15 protein-coding genes are annotated in these 14,878 nt (G+C 61.2%); 9 read left to right on the forward strand and 6 right to left on the reverse strand.

The genetic code is table 11. The features are described from left to right. Positions 1-97: 97 nt before the first annotated feature. From K9B37_RS07405 to K9B37_RS07425, 5 genes are all read right to left on the reverse strand, one after another. A complete protein-coding gene (locus K9B37_RS07405; RefSeq protein ID WP_224312426.1) occupies positions 98-385 on the reverse strand; it encodes a GIY-YIG nuclease family protein in 288 nt (95 codons plus the stop codon). 242 nt (positions 386-627) lie between these two features. Further along, positions 628-930 carry a hypothetical protein gene (locus K9B37_RS07410; RefSeq protein ID WP_224312427.1) on the reverse strand — a complete coding sequence of 101 codons (303 nt, stop codon included), beginning with the start codon at positions 928-930 and terminating at the stop codon, positions 628-630. Between the two features lie 272 nt (positions 931-1,202). Then, positions 1,203-2,270, reverse strand: a complete 1,068-nt coding sequence (gene arsB, locus K9B37_RS07415) for an ACR3 family arsenite efflux transporter (protein ID WP_224312428.1) — start codon at positions 2,268-2,270, stop codon at positions 1,203-1,205. An 11-nt stretch (positions 2,271-2,281) separates the two neighbouring features. Continuing rightward, a complete protein-coding gene (arsC, locus tag K9B37_RS07420) occupies positions 2,282-3,115 on the reverse strand; it encodes an arsenate reductase (glutaredoxin) (protein ID WP_224312429.1) in 834 nt (277 codons plus the stop codon). Further along, positions 3,108-3,464 (reverse strand): ArsR/SmtB family transcription factor, encoded by a 357-nt coding sequence (locus K9B37_RS07425; RefSeq protein WP_224312430.1) that lies wholly within the window; start codon positions 3,462-3,464, stop codon positions 3,108-3,110. The genes arsC and K9B37_RS07425 overlap by 8 nt, the downstream gene beginning before the upstream one ends. Before the next feature lie 413 nt (positions 3,465-3,877). Between K9B37_RS07425 and hisS the strand changes: the two genes are divergently transcribed. From hisS to K9B37_RS07455, 6 genes are all read left to right on the forward strand, one after another. Continuing rightward, positions 3,878-5,362 (forward strand): histidine--tRNA ligase, encoded by a 1,485-nt coding sequence (gene hisS, locus K9B37_RS07430; RefSeq protein WP_224312431.1) that lies wholly within the window; start codon positions 3,878-3,880, stop codon positions 5,360-5,362. Positions 5,363-5,428: 66 nt separating this feature from the next. Next, positions 5,429-5,944, forward strand: a complete 516-nt coding sequence (locus K9B37_RS07435; protein WP_224312432.1) for a hypothetical protein — start codon at positions 5,429-5,431, stop codon at positions 5,942-5,944. Positions 5,945-6,106: 162 nt separating this feature from the next. Further along, positions 6,107-7,201: an ATP phosphoribosyltransferase regulatory subunit gene (locus K9B37_RS07440; RefSeq protein ID WP_224312433.1), complete on the forward strand. Its 1,095-nt coding sequence runs from the start codon at positions 6,107-6,109 to the stop codon at positions 7,199-7,201. After that, positions 7,201-8,175, forward strand: a complete 975-nt coding sequence (hisG, locus tag K9B37_RS07445; RefSeq protein ID WP_224312434.1) for an ATP phosphoribosyltransferase — start codon at positions 7,201-7,203, stop codon at positions 8,173-8,175. The genes K9B37_RS07440 and hisG overlap by 1 nt, the downstream gene beginning before the upstream one ends. Positions 8,176-8,276: 101 nt before the next feature. After that, positions 8,277-8,768, forward strand: coding sequence for an META domain-containing protein (locus tag K9B37_RS07450; RefSeq protein WP_224312529.1), 492 nt, complete (start codon positions 8,277-8,279; stop codon positions 8,766-8,768). Positions 8,769-8,990: 222 nt separating this feature from the next. Further along, positions 8,991-9,695: a hypothetical protein gene (locus tag K9B37_RS07455; protein ID WP_224312435.1), complete on the forward strand. Its 705-nt coding sequence runs from the start codon at positions 8,991-8,993 to the stop codon at positions 9,693-9,695. 249 nt (positions 9,696-9,944) lie between these two features. On the opposite strand, the gene K9B37_RS07460 is transcribed toward K9B37_RS07455, so the two are convergent. Continuing rightward, a complete protein-coding gene (locus K9B37_RS07460; RefSeq protein ID WP_224312436.1) occupies positions 9,945-12,038 on the reverse strand; it encodes an ABC transporter ATP-binding protein/permease in 2,094 nt (697 codons plus the stop codon). A 273-nt stretch (positions 12,039-12,311) separates the two neighbouring features. Here K9B37_RS07460 and K9B37_RS07465 point away from each other — a divergent pair, with 273 nt between their 5' ends. Genes K9B37_RS07465 through K9B37_RS07475 form a run of 3 tightly spaced genes read left to right on the forward strand, consistent with a single transcriptional unit; the run spans position 12,312 to position 14,878 of the window. Beyond that, positions 12,312-13,406 carry a methionine ABC transporter ATP-binding protein gene (locus K9B37_RS07465; protein ID WP_224312437.1) on the forward strand — a complete coding sequence of 365 codons (1,095 nt, stop codon included), beginning with the start codon at positions 12,312-12,314 and terminating at the stop codon, positions 13,404-13,406. Continuing rightward, the gene (locus tag K9B37_RS07470) at positions 13,396-14,061 is read left to right on the forward strand and encodes a methionine ABC transporter permease (RefSeq protein ID WP_224312438.1); all 666 of its coding nucleotides are present in this window, start codon (positions 13,396-13,398) and stop codon (positions 14,059-14,061) included. Before K9B37_RS07465 ends, K9B37_RS07470 begins: the two co-directional genes overlap by 11 nt. Before the next feature lie 28 nt (positions 14,062-14,089). Further along, complete coding sequence (locus K9B37_RS07475) at positions 14,090-14,878, forward strand: MetQ/NlpA family ABC transporter substrate-binding protein (protein ID WP_224312439.1); 789 nt, start codon at positions 14,090-14,092, stop codon at positions 14,876-14,878.

Genomic DNA, 14,878 nt, shown 5'->3' on the forward strand with positions numbered 1-14,878 from the left:
CAGAATAAGGAGCGACGGAGATCGCTGCTTCCCATTCTGCATCCTCAGCGGTTATGGGTTCCGGGCTCTCGCTAACGCTCGCCCCGGAATGACAGTTTTACTGGTTCAGGATGAAATAAAGATCCGACCAATCGGGATTCATCTCTTCGATCAATCTGATCTTCCAATCCCGTCGCCATTTCTTGAGGCTCTTTTCGCGCGCAATCCCTTCGTCGATGCGCTCGTAGGTTTCGTACCAGACGAGCCGCTGAACATCGTATGTCGCGGAAAAACCCGGAATAGCTTTGGTTTTGTGTTGGTGGACCCTGCGGGGCAGATCATTGGTGACGCCGAGATAGAGCGTTCCGTAGCGGCGGCTGGCTAGGAGATAGACCCAATAGGGCATGCAGCGCCGATGGATGTGTTCTCTGCATGTTACTTTATCCGAAACATCTGGCAAGCTCACGCACTGTCATTCCGGGGCCGCGCAGCGGAGCCCGGAACCCATAACCGCCGACGATGGAGCGAAGGAATGCAGCGGTTGCCATAGCTCCTTATTCTGAAGCCCCGGTGTTTATGGGTTCCGGGCTCGCCTGCGGCGCCCCGGAATGACGGTGTCTCGAAATGCAAACGGCACGACGAAAGCCTTCAATGCACTTTATCGGGCAGTGGCAACTCACTGAGCGAGACGCCGTCACGCTCACCATGCCGGTAGAGCAGAACCTGCCCCTGCGGATCCCGATAGAGGCCGTAAAGCAATTCTCCCTCGAAAGCCCTGCGCTGCTCAGCCGGTCTGCGCGACCGCAACGCCTCGCGCAGCACCTGCGTGACGAGGGATGCGATCCCCAGCACCGTAACCGCCATAGCGATCAGCCACAGCGCCTGGATCGCATCCGACGACGTGTGAAACTTGTTCAAGACATCGGCAATGACGCTGTAAGACCCGTCCATGGCCGCTCCCCTCATGCATGTGAGCGACCACCAGGGAGTTTCCTGGTGGTCGGGGAGTCGTAAGACCGCCGAGAGACGGCCGCATTGGCCTTTGGGCTTTCGCCTTGGACATGCGCCAATACCTCCCCGACCATAACGGTAGGGAAGGCATCATTAGCGGCGGATGCTTGCGCCGCTCTCGGTGAGGTTTACGAGACCCCGAAACCGGGTGCGCCCGGTTCTGGGGATGAAGTATCACGGACAAGGTTCTCAGGGCAAACGTGTGGAATGCCCTACTCGGCGAGCGCTGCTTTTTTGTTGGAACCTGATAAGGGCATGCTGCCCCGCTCGTACCATCCCTGGCTCCGGTTGACGATCCAGACGACCGACAGCATGACAGGGACCTCGATCAAGACCCCGACCACGGTCGCGAGAGTCGCGCCCGAGTTGAACCCGAACAGGCTGATGGCTGCCGCAACGGCAAGCTCGAAGAAATTCGATGCGCCTATCAGTGCAGAAGGTCCAGCGATGCAATGCTGCTCGCTGGCAAGACGGTTCAGGATATAGGCGAGGCCAGAGTTGAAATAGACCTGAATGATGATTGGGACGGCCAACAGCGCGATAACCGCAGGCTGTTTGAGGATCTGCTCGCCTTGGAAACCGAAGAGCAGCACCAAAGTCGTGAGAAGCGCGACCAAGGAAACGGGCTGTATCACGTTCACGAGACGGGTGAGCGCGGCCTCGCCGCCAGACATGAGAATGCGCCGGCGGACAACCTGTGCCGCGACGACTGGAATGACGATATAGAGCGCGACCGAGAGGGTCAGAGTGCCCCATGGCACGATGATGGCCGAGAGGCCGAGCAGCAGACCGACGATCGGCGCGAAGGCAATCACCATGACAGCGTCGTTGAGTGCGACCTGGCTTAAGGTGAAATGAGGCTCACCCCTGGTCAGCTGGCTCCAAACAAACACCATGGCCGTGCATGGCGCAGCTGCAAGAATGATTAAACCGGCGATGTAAGCACTGATTTGATCAGAAGGCAGATAGGGCTTGAACAAGTAGCCGATGAACAGCCAACCGAGCGCGGCCATCGAAAACGGCTTGACGACCCAATTGACAAATAAAGTTATGCCTATTCCGCGCCAATATGTGCCGACTTTGCGGAGAGCTGCAAAGTCGATCTTGAGAAGCATGGGAATGATCATCAGCCAGATCAGCGCGGCAATCGGCAGGTTGACCTTGGCAATCTCGGCCAATCCGATGACGTGGAAGACACCGGGCAACATATGACCGAGAGCAATGCCCGCGACGATGCAGAGGGCTACCCACAAGGTAAGATAGCGTTCGAACCGTGACATGACGCGAGACTTCAGAACGTGAGCTGACGGGCAAGCAACGTGGCGCTCGCCGGGCACAGACTGACCAACTGCCGCGTCGCCAGAATCGATGCCGGTGCGTCGCTCCGACTGATAGGCTTGAATCCTTGTGCCTCGAAGAAGGAGGTTGCATCCGTCGTTAGAACATAGGCCGTTTCGGCACCGCTTTCATGCGCGCGCCTTGACAGCAGGAGGACGAGATTGCGACCGATGCCTCGTCCTCGTGCTTCCGGAGCCACCACGATGGATCGCAACAGAGCATCAGGGCCATATCGTTCGAACCCGCCAAATCCGACAGGTGATCCGCTTAGAGTCGTGTAACGGAAGAACGACTTGGCCGGTTCATCCAGATCGTCCGTGGGCAGTCCCTCTGCCTGAAGCGCTTCAATGAATTCCGCAGATGCGCCAATCGGCTTATCTATGAGGAATGGCGATCCCTCTTCCTTGTCGAAGTCCTCGTGGGGCGATGTCGCCAGAAGATCCAGGACCACATCGGAGGGACGACAGAGCTTTGCCCCCTTGGGTGTGATCACGATGGGACGATTGATGAGAATCGGATGGGCAACCATCGCATCGAGCAACTGGTCGTTTGTGAGCGACGGATCGTCCAGACCGAGTTCAAAATAGGGTGTCCCCTTCTGTCGGATGATCGCCCGAACCGGCACGCCCATTTGCTCGATAAGTTGACGCAGGACCTCCCGTGTCGGCGGCGTTTTCAAATACTCGACGATCCGTGGTTCAATGCCGCTCTTGCGAAGCATGGCCAGCGTGTTGCGGGACGTGCCGCATGTGGGATTATGGTAGATCGTGATGTCGCTGTCAGACATGGCAGCTCTCCTGAACGGAGCAGCATGGCGTCAACGCGTCGATAAGAGGTCGGCACAGATCCGGATGCCCGGCACAGCAATCCTTGAGCAGGAAGGTTATCGTCTCTCGTAGGCAATCAAGATCTGCACGATAGATGATGGAGCGTCCCTCTCGCTTGGACACGACCAATCCGGCCCGAGACAGGATCCCGAGATGCGCCGACATCGTATTGTGGGGAACGGCAAGTTGCCGCGCGATGTCGCCGGCCTGCAGGCCTTTCGGTTCATGCCGAACCAGCAGGCGAAAGACGTCGAGCCGCGTCGACTGAGCCAATGCGGAAAGGGTTAGGATCGTGCGCTCGTTTTCCATATGTCCAGATATATAGAAATATAGGCATTTCGTCAACCGGTTCTACAAAATCCACGCTTGAAGCGTGTTCCTTCCTCGCCTCTCAACGGCGCTGCATCGAAAAGCGAGATCGTTGTTCCCCCGGATGTTCCTAGGCGCGCCCGCGAGGCGTTGCTGGATCACGGATAGGAGGAAGACCGCGCTATCGTCCCCCATTCTCGTCATGGCCGGGCCTGTCCCGGCCATCCACGTCTTGAGTAAACAAAGCGCTGCAAAGGCGTGGATCCCCGGCACGAGGCCGGGGATGACGGTGGAGGGAGAAACGCGGCATGCGGCAGCCGCGAACGTGACAACCCTTGCCCCTCCCGCCTTCGCGGGGTAGGACCGCCTCATATTTCATTCAAGTTCTCTCTCAAGACCGGCTGTCCTGACCCATGTCCAAGCCCGACAAACTCAAGGCGCGCGCGCCGCGCGGCTTTGCCGACCGCGGCCCCGCCGAACTCGCGGCGACCGAGCGCATGCTCGCGGCGATCCGTGAGGTTTACGAACTCTACGGCTTCGAGGGCGTCGAGACGCCGTTCGTGGAATATACAGATGCCTTGGGCAAGTTCCTGCCGGATCAGGACCGGCCGAACGAGGGCGTGTTCTCGTTCCAGGACGACGACGAGCAATGGCTCTCGCTGCGCTACGACCTGACGGCGCCGCTGGCCCGCTACGTGGCCGAGAATTTCGATGCCCTGCCCAAGCCCTATCGCAGCTACCGGGCCGGCTGGGTGTTTCGCAACGAGAAGCCCGGCCCCGGCCGCTTCCGCCAGTTCATGCAGTTTGACGCCGACACGGTGGGCGCCGCCTCCGTCGCGGCGGATGCGGAAATCTGCATGATGGCCGCCGATACGCTCGAAAAAGTCGGCATCAAGCGCGGCGACTTTCTCATCAAAGTCAACAACCGCAAAGTGCTCGACGGCGTGCTCGAAGCCATCGGCCTCGGCGGCGACGACAAGGCGGGCCAGCGCCTCACCGTGCTGCGCGCCATCGACAAGCTCGACCGCTTAGGGCCAGAAGGCGTTCGCCAGCTCCTCGGCGCCGGGCGCAAGGACGAGAGCGGCGATTTCACCAAAGGCGCGCAGCTTGCGCCTGAGGCCATCGAGCGCGTGCTCGCCTTCACCGCCGCAAAGGGCGCGGACAATGCATCGACTGTGGAGAACCTGCGTCAGGTCGTCGGCTCCTCAGCCCGTGGTCTCGAAGGTGCGAACGAGCTTGCCGAAATCGCAACGCTTGTTGCCGCGTCCGGCTACGAGGACCGCACCATCATCGACCCTTCCGTCGTGCGCGGCCTCGAATATTACACGGGGCCGGTCTACGAGGCGGAGCTGACCTTCCAGGTCGCGGACGAGGATGGACGGCCTGTGCGGTTCGGCTCGGTAGGCGGCGGCGGGCGCTATGATGGCCTCGTGGGCCGTTTCCGCTCCGAGCCGGTGCCGGCCACCGGCTTCTCGATTGGCGTGTCACGCCTCTTTTCCGCGCTCAGGATGGTGAACAGCCCCATCGTGTCCGGCGCTCAGATGCCCGGCCCGGTGGTCGTGCTCGTGATGGACAAGGACCAGGTCGCCGCCTACCAGCGCATGGTCTCGACGCTACGGAGCAATGGCATCCGCGCCGAGCTCTATCTCGGCTCGTCGGGCATGAAGGCGCAGATGAAATACGCCGACAAGCGCCAGAGCCCCTGCGCCATCATCCAAGGCTCCAACGAGCGCGAGCGCGGCGAAGTGGAGATCAAGGATCTGATCGAAGGCGCCAAGGCTGCGGAGGCCATCGCCTCCAACGCCGAATGGAAGGCCGCGCGCCCGGCGCAGTTCTCGGTTCCGGAAGCCAAGCTGGTCGACGCCGTGCGCGACGTCCTTAGCCGGCATGTCGGCTGATTTTCAACGGAACTACCCGGTGGCCTCCCGGGTTGTTCCGTGAAGCTTGACAATCAGGAGGCGCGCATGCCGAAAGCCAAAGCGAAGAAGAGTTCGACCGACAAGAAGACCAAGAAGGATTCCAGCGTCAAGCTCTCGAAGGCCCTGAGCAAGTTCACGCCCCTTAAGGACATGATGAATTCCGATCTCGGGCGCGAGCTCCTGGCGGATGCCTTGATCGCCGCCGCAGGCGCGGCCGCCGCCGCCCTGACGAAGAGCCGCACCGTCAAGAAGGCCGGCAGCGCGACAGCGGAAGCAGGGACCCTGGCCGCGGGCGCCACGCGGGATGCAGTCCAGACAGCGGCAGGCGCTGTGGCCGGCGTGGTGACCGAGACCGCCCGTCACTTCCTGCCCGCTGCTCTCCTCGCCGAGGAGCCAAGCACCGCGCGGACCTCCCACCGCTCGAGCTCCGAGAGCGAGCGCAAGCCGCGTTATGCCCATCGGGCAAGCGACCACAGCAAGCGCAAGACCTCCCGCAAGGTGACGAAGTCCGAGAAGGGCAGCGCTTCGGACAAGAGCGACAAGGCCGGGAAATCCGCCTGATCCCACTCAGATCCAATCCGTCCCGCGAGGCGCCCTGCGCGCCTCGGGACGTTTCCTTCCCTTGATCCTCGGGTCGCCGTTCACCCTGACCGTCGAAAACGGTCGCGTTCCCGGCCAAGCATTGCTAGAGAGCATCCGGCTATAAGGGTTTGAGCGACGCCTGTGACCGAGACGGATGCTATTTTTGCGCTGATCGCGCTGTTCGAGCGCGAAGGCTACGCGCGTGTCGAGCCGCCTGTGCTGCAGCCGGCGGACGTGTTCGTCGATCTTTCGGGCGAGGACATCCGGCGGCGCATGTTCGTCACCCAGGATGCCTCCGGGACGGAGCTGTGCCTGCGTCCCGAATACACCATTCCGGTCTGCCTCCAGCATCTCGAAGAGCACGGCGCTGAGCCCGCTGGCTACAGCTATGGTGGCCCCGTCTTCCGCATGCGGCCGGGGGAGACCGGTGAATTTCTCCAGGCCGGTCTCGAATCCATCGGCCGGCGCGACATCTCCGCCACCGATGCAGAAATCCTCGGGCTTGCCCTCGAAGGGCTCGAGCGGATCGGCCTTCCAGACGGCCAGGTCCGGCTCGGCGACATGGGCCTGCTCAATGCCCTCGTGGATGCTCTCGGCGTCCTGCCTGCCGCCAAGCGACGGGTAATCCGGGCCATCGTGTCGGGCCAGGGACTCGCGGCCCTGAGTGAGCCTGATGCGCAGGCACAGCCGGAGCATGCCGGGCTTCTCGCCGCCATCGAGGGGCAGGCTCCCCAGGCGGCTAAGGCTTTCGTGGAGGATATCCTGTCGATTGCCGGCATCGCCCGGGTCGGCGGGCGTAGCGCCGGCGAGATTGCCGAGCGCTTCCTCGCCCGTGCCGCCAACCGCGGCGGTCTCGGCGACGAGGCCAGAGCCGTGATCGAGCGCTATCTCTCCATCTCGGGCGATCCCGATCAGGCCGCGGATGCGGTGCGGCTTCTGGCCAAGGACGCAGACCTCGATCTCTCGCAGGCGCTGGACCTCTTCGAGGAGCGCACAGGCTTCATGGCCGCGCGCGGCCTCGATGTCAGTACCTTCTCGTTCGCCGCGACCTTCGCGCGCAATCTCGACTACTATACCGGCTTCATTTTCGAGGTTCAGGATCCCCGCAGGGCCGACGGCAAGCCGATGGTCGGCGGCGGTCGGTACGACCGGTTGCTGGAACATCTCGGCGCCCGCCAGCCCATTCCGGCCGTCGGCTGCTCGTTCTGGCTCGATCGCATCGCAGGGAGCGCCTGATGACCGACTCCCCTCTCATCATCGCCGTACCATCGAAGGGCCGGCTGCAGGAGAACGCGGCCGCGTTCTTCGCCCGGGCCGGACTGGTCTTCACCCAGTCGCGGGGCGCCCGCGACTATCGCGGCACCCTTGCCGGCGTGCCCAACGTGGAGGTCGCCTTCCTATCGGCCTCGGAGATCGTCAACCAGCTCGCCACCGGCACGGCTCATCTCGGCATCACCGGAGAGGATCTGATCCGCGAGCAGATCGCCGACGCGGATGCGACGGTCGAAATCCTTACGCCCCTCGGCTTCGGCAATGCCAATGTGGTAGTGGCCGTACCGCAGGCCTGGATCGACGTACGCACCATGGCCGACCTCGACGAGGTGGCAGCGGATATCCGCACCCGCCACGGCTACAAGATGAGGGTCGCGACCAAATACGTGAACCTGACCCGCCGCTTCTTCGCCGAGAAAGGCATCGCGGATTACCGGATCGTCGAGAGCCTGGGCGCCACCGAAGGTGCGCCGGGCGCGGGCTCAGCAGAGCTGATCGTCGACATCACCACCACTGGTGCAACCCTCACCGCCAATGCCCTGAAGGTTCTGGACGACGGGGTGATGCTGCGCTCGGAGGCCAATCTCGTGGCGTCCGCCAAAGCTCCCTGGAGCGCGGCGGCGCGGGAGGCGGCCACCACGGTGCTGACCCGGATCGCCGCCGAGGAGGAGGCCCGCACGAGCCGGGAGATCCGCGCTGCGCTCGATCCTGCCCGGGCCTCCGGGCTTTCCGGAATCCTGCACGATTACGGCGCCACGCTACCCTTCGGAGAGTCCAAGGGGTGGGAAACCGTGATCCACTGCAAGACGTCCACCGTCTTCGACATCGTGGCCGGGCTGCAGAACCTGGGCGCCGAGAATGTCACCGTCCGCGCCTTCGATTACCTGTTCCGCCCGACCAACGCCCTGACCGAGCGCCTCCTCCGGCGTCTCGGGTGATCGGAGCCCAGACTCCGTGTGCGTTCGATCACAAAGCAATGGGACAACAGAACGAGGCCGTTGCCTCTACGGCAAAGGCCCCTTATGGTCCCGCCGTTTCGATGAATGAGGTTCTCATGAACGCGCTTCGACTTGCGGCGCTCCTGGCCGCTCTGGCCGCTGTACCGGCCGCCCATGCCCAGACATCGACCACTCTCGGCCGGCCGGCCGGCCCGACGCGTACGGTCGATACGAAGGTCCCGCAGCCGAGCCAGCAGGACAAAATCTTTCCGCTCCGCTCGATCTGGACTGCGGTGAGCCTCAACGGCAAGCCCTTCACGGGCGATCGTCCCAGCTTCTCCCTCGACGATCAGCTGCGCGCCCGCGGTTTCGGTGGCTGCAACAACTATTCGGCGACGACCTATCCGCTGCGTGAGCAGAAACTCGCGGTCGGTCCTTTCGCTCTCACGAAGAAGACCTGCGACAAGGCCACCATGGCCAGCGAAAATGCCTTCCTCATCGCGCTTCGCACGTCCAACCAGTGGGACATCACTGGCCCGTTCCTCACTATCCACACTCAGAGCGGCGAGCTGAAATTCGAGCGGGCGCTCTAAGTCAGTCGTTTGTGCCTAGCGAAGAGGCCAGCGCAACGCAGGCCTCTTCTGTTACGCGGAACGGGCTCCGCGGACTTTTCTCCAGTTTTATGGTCTCGCTGATGAGCTTTCTTATGGCTTGTGAAGTTAGAGCTCCCATAACGCTTCACCAGACCATGCTTGATAAGGCAATTTCGCCCAAGCTAATGTAATATCTGCGGTTCACATTCTCTTGAGATACATATGGGCCAACCGATCTGGCTAGCTACGGACCTCACAAAGCACAGTTATTACGTGATAACGTCTGATCTTACGCCTTTGGAAGATTGGCAACAGCAATACGATATACACGGTCACGCAGAATCCATTCTAGAAAACAATCCCAATAGCCATGATTTAGCGTGCGCCATATTTCAACTAAATAGATCCATAGACTTTCGTGAAAGACTATTGAATAAATTATACAATTTTAAGAGAATTCCAGGTATTTACGGCAATAAACACCACGAGAGAATGTCATACCTAGGAATAATAAAACCTTTGTTGAAGTCAAAGCTCGATAAAATACGTAATAATGTGATGCATTCGGTTACTTATCCTACACAAAACATCTCGGAAGTCGCAGAGTTATCTGAATTTACATGGTACTTCTTAAAATCAACAGACTTGATTGCCTCTAGAGCTGCCAGAGCTCTAGAACTCCATCGTTTTTTAGATGACGAACAAGAAGAGTGGCTGGAAGTTTCCTTCGATCCGGCCAATTGGGATATCAACATAAGAGGAAAAACATTAAGCGAAAATATACTTCAAGAAAATTCAGAGCAAACAATTCAAATAGATACCCATAAACTCGAGAGAGAAGACGACCTTACATACTTTCATGGAAAGTTATTAGGTCCCATTAGCGCCAAGCAATCCCTAATGAGGATTTACTTTTCCGCATTATAGCCAACTAGACGCACCATCTCTTTGTTGCTCAAGGCTATTGCTTCATGAGCCCAGTAGCCGCCGGCTTTAATATCACCGCTACATATTGATTTGAGCCACTTTCCCCGCTGGCCTTTATGCAATTTTGGACCAACTAGCGGCTGGTCACGTCGGTCGTCTTAACCTTGTTATAATGCACATGACTCAGAGAAGCGTATCCCCCTCTGAGCATAAGAATCAACTTGAGACGCAGCGAAAGTCTTATCGTACCTAAGCCGCTGCCTCGGCCTGACGCGTGTCGACGGGAGCGAAGAGGCCATCCTCCTGCTTCTGCATATCGACGCGCCGGTCGTGGAAGGCCGCCAGGGTCGAGCGATGGCCGATGGACACAATGGTCGTGTCCGGCAGCTTCGCCTTGAGCATCTCGTAGATTTCGGCCTCGGTCGGCTCGTCGAGAGCAGCCGTCGCCTCATCGAGGAAGAGCCAGTCTGGCCGCGCCAGCAAGGTCCGCGCGATGGCCAGGCGCTGCTGCTCGCCCAGCGACAGCGTCTGTGCCCAGGCGCGCTCCTCGTCGAGCTTGTCCACGAGCGCCGGAAGCTTCGCTGCGCGCAAGGCGTCCTTGATGGCGGCATCGTCGTAGACGCCGTGCATGCCTGGATAGGTGACGGCTGCGCGCAGTGAGCCCATGGGGATGTAGGGCCGCTGCGGCAGAAGCATCATGCTCTGCCCTTTCGGGATCTGGATCTGCCCCTCGCCGAACGGCCAGATCCCTGAAATCGCACGGAAGAGGGTCGACTTGCCGGAGCCGGAAGGACCGGTGAGGAGCGTCGTCTCGCCCTGCCGGAACGCCACGTCGTCCGCTCGCATGAGCGCCCGCCCTTCCGGAAGCGCGACCGTGAGATCGTTCACCTTCAGGTCGGAATCGGTGGATGGGACCAGCTCCACATGCTCGCCCGCGTCACGACGGCGCACGTTCTCGATCGACGCCTCGAAGGTCAGAAGACGATCGACCACAGCCTTGTAGCTCGCGATCGTCGAATAGGAGGTGATGAAGAAGTCGAGGGCGCCCTGGACGCTCGAAAAGGCGCCGACCGTCTGCTGCATCTGGCCAAGCGTGATCTTGTCGATGAAGTAGTAAGGGGCGGTCAGGATGTAGGGGACGACCACGTTGGCCTGGAAATAGGCGGCCTGGAAGATCGTCAGGTTCATGACCCGGCCGACGATGCGCATGAAGTTGTTGACGATCATGCCGAAGCGGCGGCTCAGAGCCTGCTTCTCCGCCTCCTCGCCGTCGAGCAGAGCGACCTGCTCCGTATATTCACGAAGGCGCGCCAAGGAGAAGCGATAGTCGGCCTCCACCCGCTCCTGCTGGAAATAGAGACCGATCAGCGGGCGGCCGATCACGTGGGTGAGCCATGTGCCGACCAACGCGTAGAGGATCGCGACCCATACCAGCAGGCCGGGCACGGGAATGTCTGTCCCGGGAAGCGTGAAGTCCCGCGACAGGGCCCACAGGATGGCGATGAAGGAGACGAGCGTCGCCGACTGGTTCATGAGGCCGATGGACAGCGTATAGGTCTGATCGACATAGCTACGCAGGTCGTCGGCGATACGCTGATCGGGGTTGTCCGCTCCACCCCCTACCAGCTGCATGCGGTAATGGGTGCCGTCGCCCAGCCACTCACGGACATAGAGACCGTTGAGGAACGTACGCCAGCGGATGCGTAGGACGTATTGCGATACGATCTCGACCAGCGCGACGGAGATGTAGATGCCCGCCAGCGGCACGAAGATCCAGAGCAGCTGATACCAGAAGGCTGGGCCGTCCTTGCCCTGGAGGGCATTGAACATATCGCGGCTGAAGAAGTTGAACCTCACGCTGAGCGCGACCTGGCCGAGGTTGATCAGGATGAGAAACGCCAGGAAAGCCGTGCCGATGGTGCCCTCGGAGGCCCGGACGGGCCCCAGGAGCGGGACGTTGATCACGCTTGGTGCGGTCGAGTCGAAATAGCGGTCGGCAATGCCCATGATCTTCCCGATGACCGGGATCCGGGACACGCCGTAGATAACAAAGGCGAAGATGGTGGCGCCGACCGGCATGGAAGCAGGCGGTACGTAGGCATCGAGATCGCCTGTGATCAGGCCGAAGGCATCGGCCAGAAGCAGGGCTGCCAGGATCACCTCGACGACGGCGAGCACGGACACGAAGACCTTGAGGAACTTCGGCATGCTGCGAGACAGGAACAGGGCACCGGCAAGGCCGATCAGCGAAAGAGGCAGCAGAATGGACAAGGGCGCGCCGCCCATCTGGATTGCGAACAGGGCAAGACCCAAGAGTCCCGCCGCAAGGCTGGCCTTCACCATCACATCTTCTTCCTTGTACTATCCGGCGCGTGGACGCCGGCTGGAGGAGCCGATCCAACGAACCCGTGGCAAAGATATGGACACAATTCTACTTTGTTGCGACTGAATTTTTCGTAATGACGAGAAAGCCTTATCCGACAGGCCTTCCACCGAGCCAGCTTGGCCGGGACCGAGCACGGGGTTCGGATCTTCAGATTTTCCTATTTATAGAACGAAATGGTTGACATAGAGAACGAGCTGCGGCATTGCTGCACCGCAGAAAGCGATGCTCTCATGAATGCACCTCTCGGATATCTCAACGACACTGCGCTCCAGCGACTGGTTCCCGCGGAGGCCATCGTCCGGCTCGAGTCCGTCTCGAAGGTTTATCCAGGCCGGCACGGCGCCCCGGTCTCGGCCCTCGACGGCATCGACCTCGCCGTACCGCAAGGCTCGGTGCTTGGGGTCATCGGCCGCTCGGGCGCGGGCAAGTCGACCCTCATCCGGCTCGTGAACGGTCTTGAGAAGCCAACCTCTGGGCGTGTGATCGTCGACGGCGCGGACATCTCGGCCTTGCCGGAAAGAGCGCTCCGGCATGCGCGGCGCTCCATTGGCATGATCTTCCAGCACTTTAACCTGCTCTCCTCCCGGACGGCTGCCGAAAACGTTGCGCTGCCACTGGAAGTGGCCGGCTACGACAAGGCGGCGATCACCGCACGGGTGGACGAATTGCTGTCCCTCGTCGGCCTGGCCGACAAGCGCAACCGTTATCCGTCGGAACTCTCGGGTGGGCAGAAGCAGCGTGTCGGCATCGCCCGCGCGCTCGCCACCAAGCCGAAGGTTCTCCTCTCCGACGAGGCGACATCCGCGCTCGACCCGGAGACGACCCGCTCGATCCTCGACCTTCTTTCCCGGATCAATGCCGAACTCGGCCTCACGGTCCTGCTCATCACCCACGAGATGGCGGTGATCCGTTCCATCGCGAAGGAGGTAGCGGTGATCGATGCCGGTCGCATCGTCGAGAAGGGCGACGTCTTCGACGTGTTCACACGGCCGCAGCATCCAGTTACGCGATCCTTCCTGGCGGACGAGACCGGCCGCGCACTTCCCCCTTACGTTGCCGATCGCCTGCGCCCCGAGGCCGCGCCGGGCACCCAGGCGGTGGTACGGATCGGCTTCCGCGGTCCGCATGCCACGGACCCGGTGCTGGCCCGTCTGGCGCGGGACCTGAACATCGAGACCAATATCCTCGCCGGATCGGTCGATGAGATTGCAGGCCGCCCCTGCGGCACCCTCGTCATCGGCGTGCCGGAAGCATCCCTCGAAAAGACTCTCACCTTCCTCAAGCACTACGGATTGGACACGGAGGTGCTCGGCCATGTCGCCTGAGATGATCCGCCTTCTCGCCGGCGCAACGGGCGAAACACTTCTGATGGTCGCAATCTCCGCCGGCCTCGGGACGCTCTTCGGTCTCCCGCTCGGCGTCTTTCTCGCCACCAGCGGCAAGGGCGAGCTGTTCGCCGCTCCCTGGGCTAACCGCGTGCTCGGCGTCGTCGTCAATGCCACGCGCTCCACACCGTTCATCATCCTGGTCGTGGCGATCATTCCGTTCACGCGCCTGATCGCGGGGACATCGATCGGCACCAACGCGGCCATCGTGCCTCTGACGGTTGCATCCACGCCGTTCATCGCGCGTCTCATCGAAGGCGCCATTCGCGAGGTCGATCAGGGGCTGATCGAAGCCGCGCGAGCCTTCGGCGCAAGCCCGCTGCAGATAGTACTCAAAGTACTGATCCCCGAGGCGCTTCCCGGCATCGTGCTCGGCCTGACGCTCGCAGTCGTGTCGCTTATCGGCTTTTCGGCGATGGTCGGCGCGGTCGGTGGCGGCGGCCTCGGCGATCTCGGCATTCGTTACGGCTACCAGCGCTTCATGCCCGAAATGATGCTCGCCGTCGTGGTGGTGCTGATCGTCCTCGTGCAGGCCCTGCAGAGCCTCGGCGACATCCTCGCTCGCCATCTCAACAAACGTATCCGCCACGCCTGATTTCTCTCGTCGAACAGGAAAGACCGACATGTCCCTGAAGCAACTGGGCCTCGCTGCCCTCCTCTCCCTCGCGAGCTTGCCCGCCCTGGCGCAGCAGACGCAGACCATTCGCATCGGCGTGACGCCCGGTCCGCACGCGCAGATCCTCGAGGCCGTGAAGCCGATCGCGGCGAAGAAGGGTCTCGACATCAAGATCATCGAATTCTCCGATTACGTGGTGCCGAACGCGGCTCTCGCCTCCGGCGAACTCGAAGCGAACTCGTTCCAGCATCAGCCCTATCTCGACAACCAGAAGGCGGATCGGGGCTACAAGATCGAGACCGTCGCACAGACCGTGAACTTCCCGATCGGCATCTACTCCAAGAAACATAAGGCTTTCGATGTACTGCCGAGCGGCGCCACAATCGCCATTCCCAACGATCCGACGAACGGCGGACGCGCGCTCCTGCTGCTGCAGGACAAGGGTTTGCTGAAATTGAAGGACAATGTCGGCTTCAAGCCGACCATTCTCGATATTACCGAGAACGCGAAGAAGCTGAAGTTCGTCGAGATCGACGCAGCCCAAGCGCCCCGCGTGCTCGACGATGTGGACGCCGCCGTCATCAACACCAACTATGCCACGCAGGCGGGCCTCGATCCGGTAAAGGACGCTCTCACCCGTGAGAACCCGAAGGGCCCTTACGTGAACATCATCGCCGTGCGCACGGAGGACAAGGACAAGCCGTGGGTGAAGGCCCTGGTCGAATCCTACCACACGCCGGAAGTGAAGAAGTTCGTCGAAGAGACGTTCAAGGGCGCGGTGCTCACCAGCTGGTGA

Source organism: Microvirga puerhi (assembly GCF_020089865.1).
GTDB lineage: Bacteria > Pseudomonadota > Alphaproteobacteria > Rhizobiales > Beijerinckiaceae > Microvirga > Microvirga puerhi.

What these genes read in the sequence shown, in the direction of transcription:
- K9B37_RS07405 (WP_224312426.1), bottom strand. Translation starts at nt 385, where the DNA reads ATGCCCTATTGGGTCTATCTCCTAGCCAGCCGCCGCTACGGAACGCTC.
- K9B37_RS07410 (WP_224312427.1), bottom strand. Translation starts at nt 930, where the DNA reads ATGGACGGGTCTTACAGCGTCATTGCCGATGTCTTGAACAAGTTTCAC.
- arsB (WP_224312428.1), bottom strand. Translation starts at nt 2,270, where the DNA reads ATGTCACGGTTCGAACGCTATCTTACCTTGTGGGTAGCCCTCTGCATC.
- arsC (WP_224312429.1), bottom strand. Translation starts at nt 3,115, where the DNA reads ATGTCTGACAGCGACATCACGATCTACCATAATCCCACATGCGGCACG.
- K9B37_RS07425 (WP_224312430.1), bottom strand. Translation starts at nt 3,464, where the DNA reads ATGGAAAACGAGCGCACGATCCTAACCCTTTCCGCATTGGCTCAGTCG.
- hisS (WP_224312431.1), top strand. Translation starts at nt 3,878, where the DNA reads ATGTCCAAGCCCGACAAACTCAAGGCGCGCGCGCCGCGCGGCTTTGCC.
- K9B37_RS07435 (WP_224312432.1), top strand. Translation starts at nt 5,429, where the DNA reads ATGCCGAAAGCCAAAGCGAAGAAGAGTTCGACCGACAAGAAGACCAAG.
- hisG (WP_224312434.1), top strand. Translation starts at nt 7,201, where the DNA reads ATGACCGACTCCCCTCTCATCATCGCCGTACCATCGAAGGGCCGGCTG.
- K9B37_RS07450 (WP_224312529.1), top strand. Translation starts at nt 8,277, where the DNA reads ATGAATGAGGTTCTCATGAACGCGCTTCGACTTGCGGCGCTCCTGGCC.
- K9B37_RS07455 (WP_224312435.1), top strand. Translation starts at nt 8,991, where the DNA reads ATGGGCCAACCGATCTGGCTAGCTACGGACCTCACAAAGCACAGTTAT.
- K9B37_RS07460 (WP_224312436.1), bottom strand. Translation starts at nt 12,038, where the DNA reads ATGGTGAAGGCCAGCCTTGCGGCGGGACTCTTGGGTCTTGCCCTGTTC.
- K9B37_RS07465 (WP_224312437.1), top strand. Translation starts at nt 12,312, where the DNA reads ATGAATGCACCTCTCGGATATCTCAACGACACTGCGCTCCAGCGACTG.
- K9B37_RS07470 (WP_224312438.1), top strand. Translation starts at nt 13,396, where the DNA reads ATGTCGCCTGAGATGATCCGCCTTCTCGCCGGCGCAACGGGCGAAACA.
- K9B37_RS07475 (WP_224312439.1), top strand. Translation starts at nt 14,090, where the DNA reads ATGTCCCTGAAGCAACTGGGCCTCGCTGCCCTCCTCTCCCTCGCGAGC.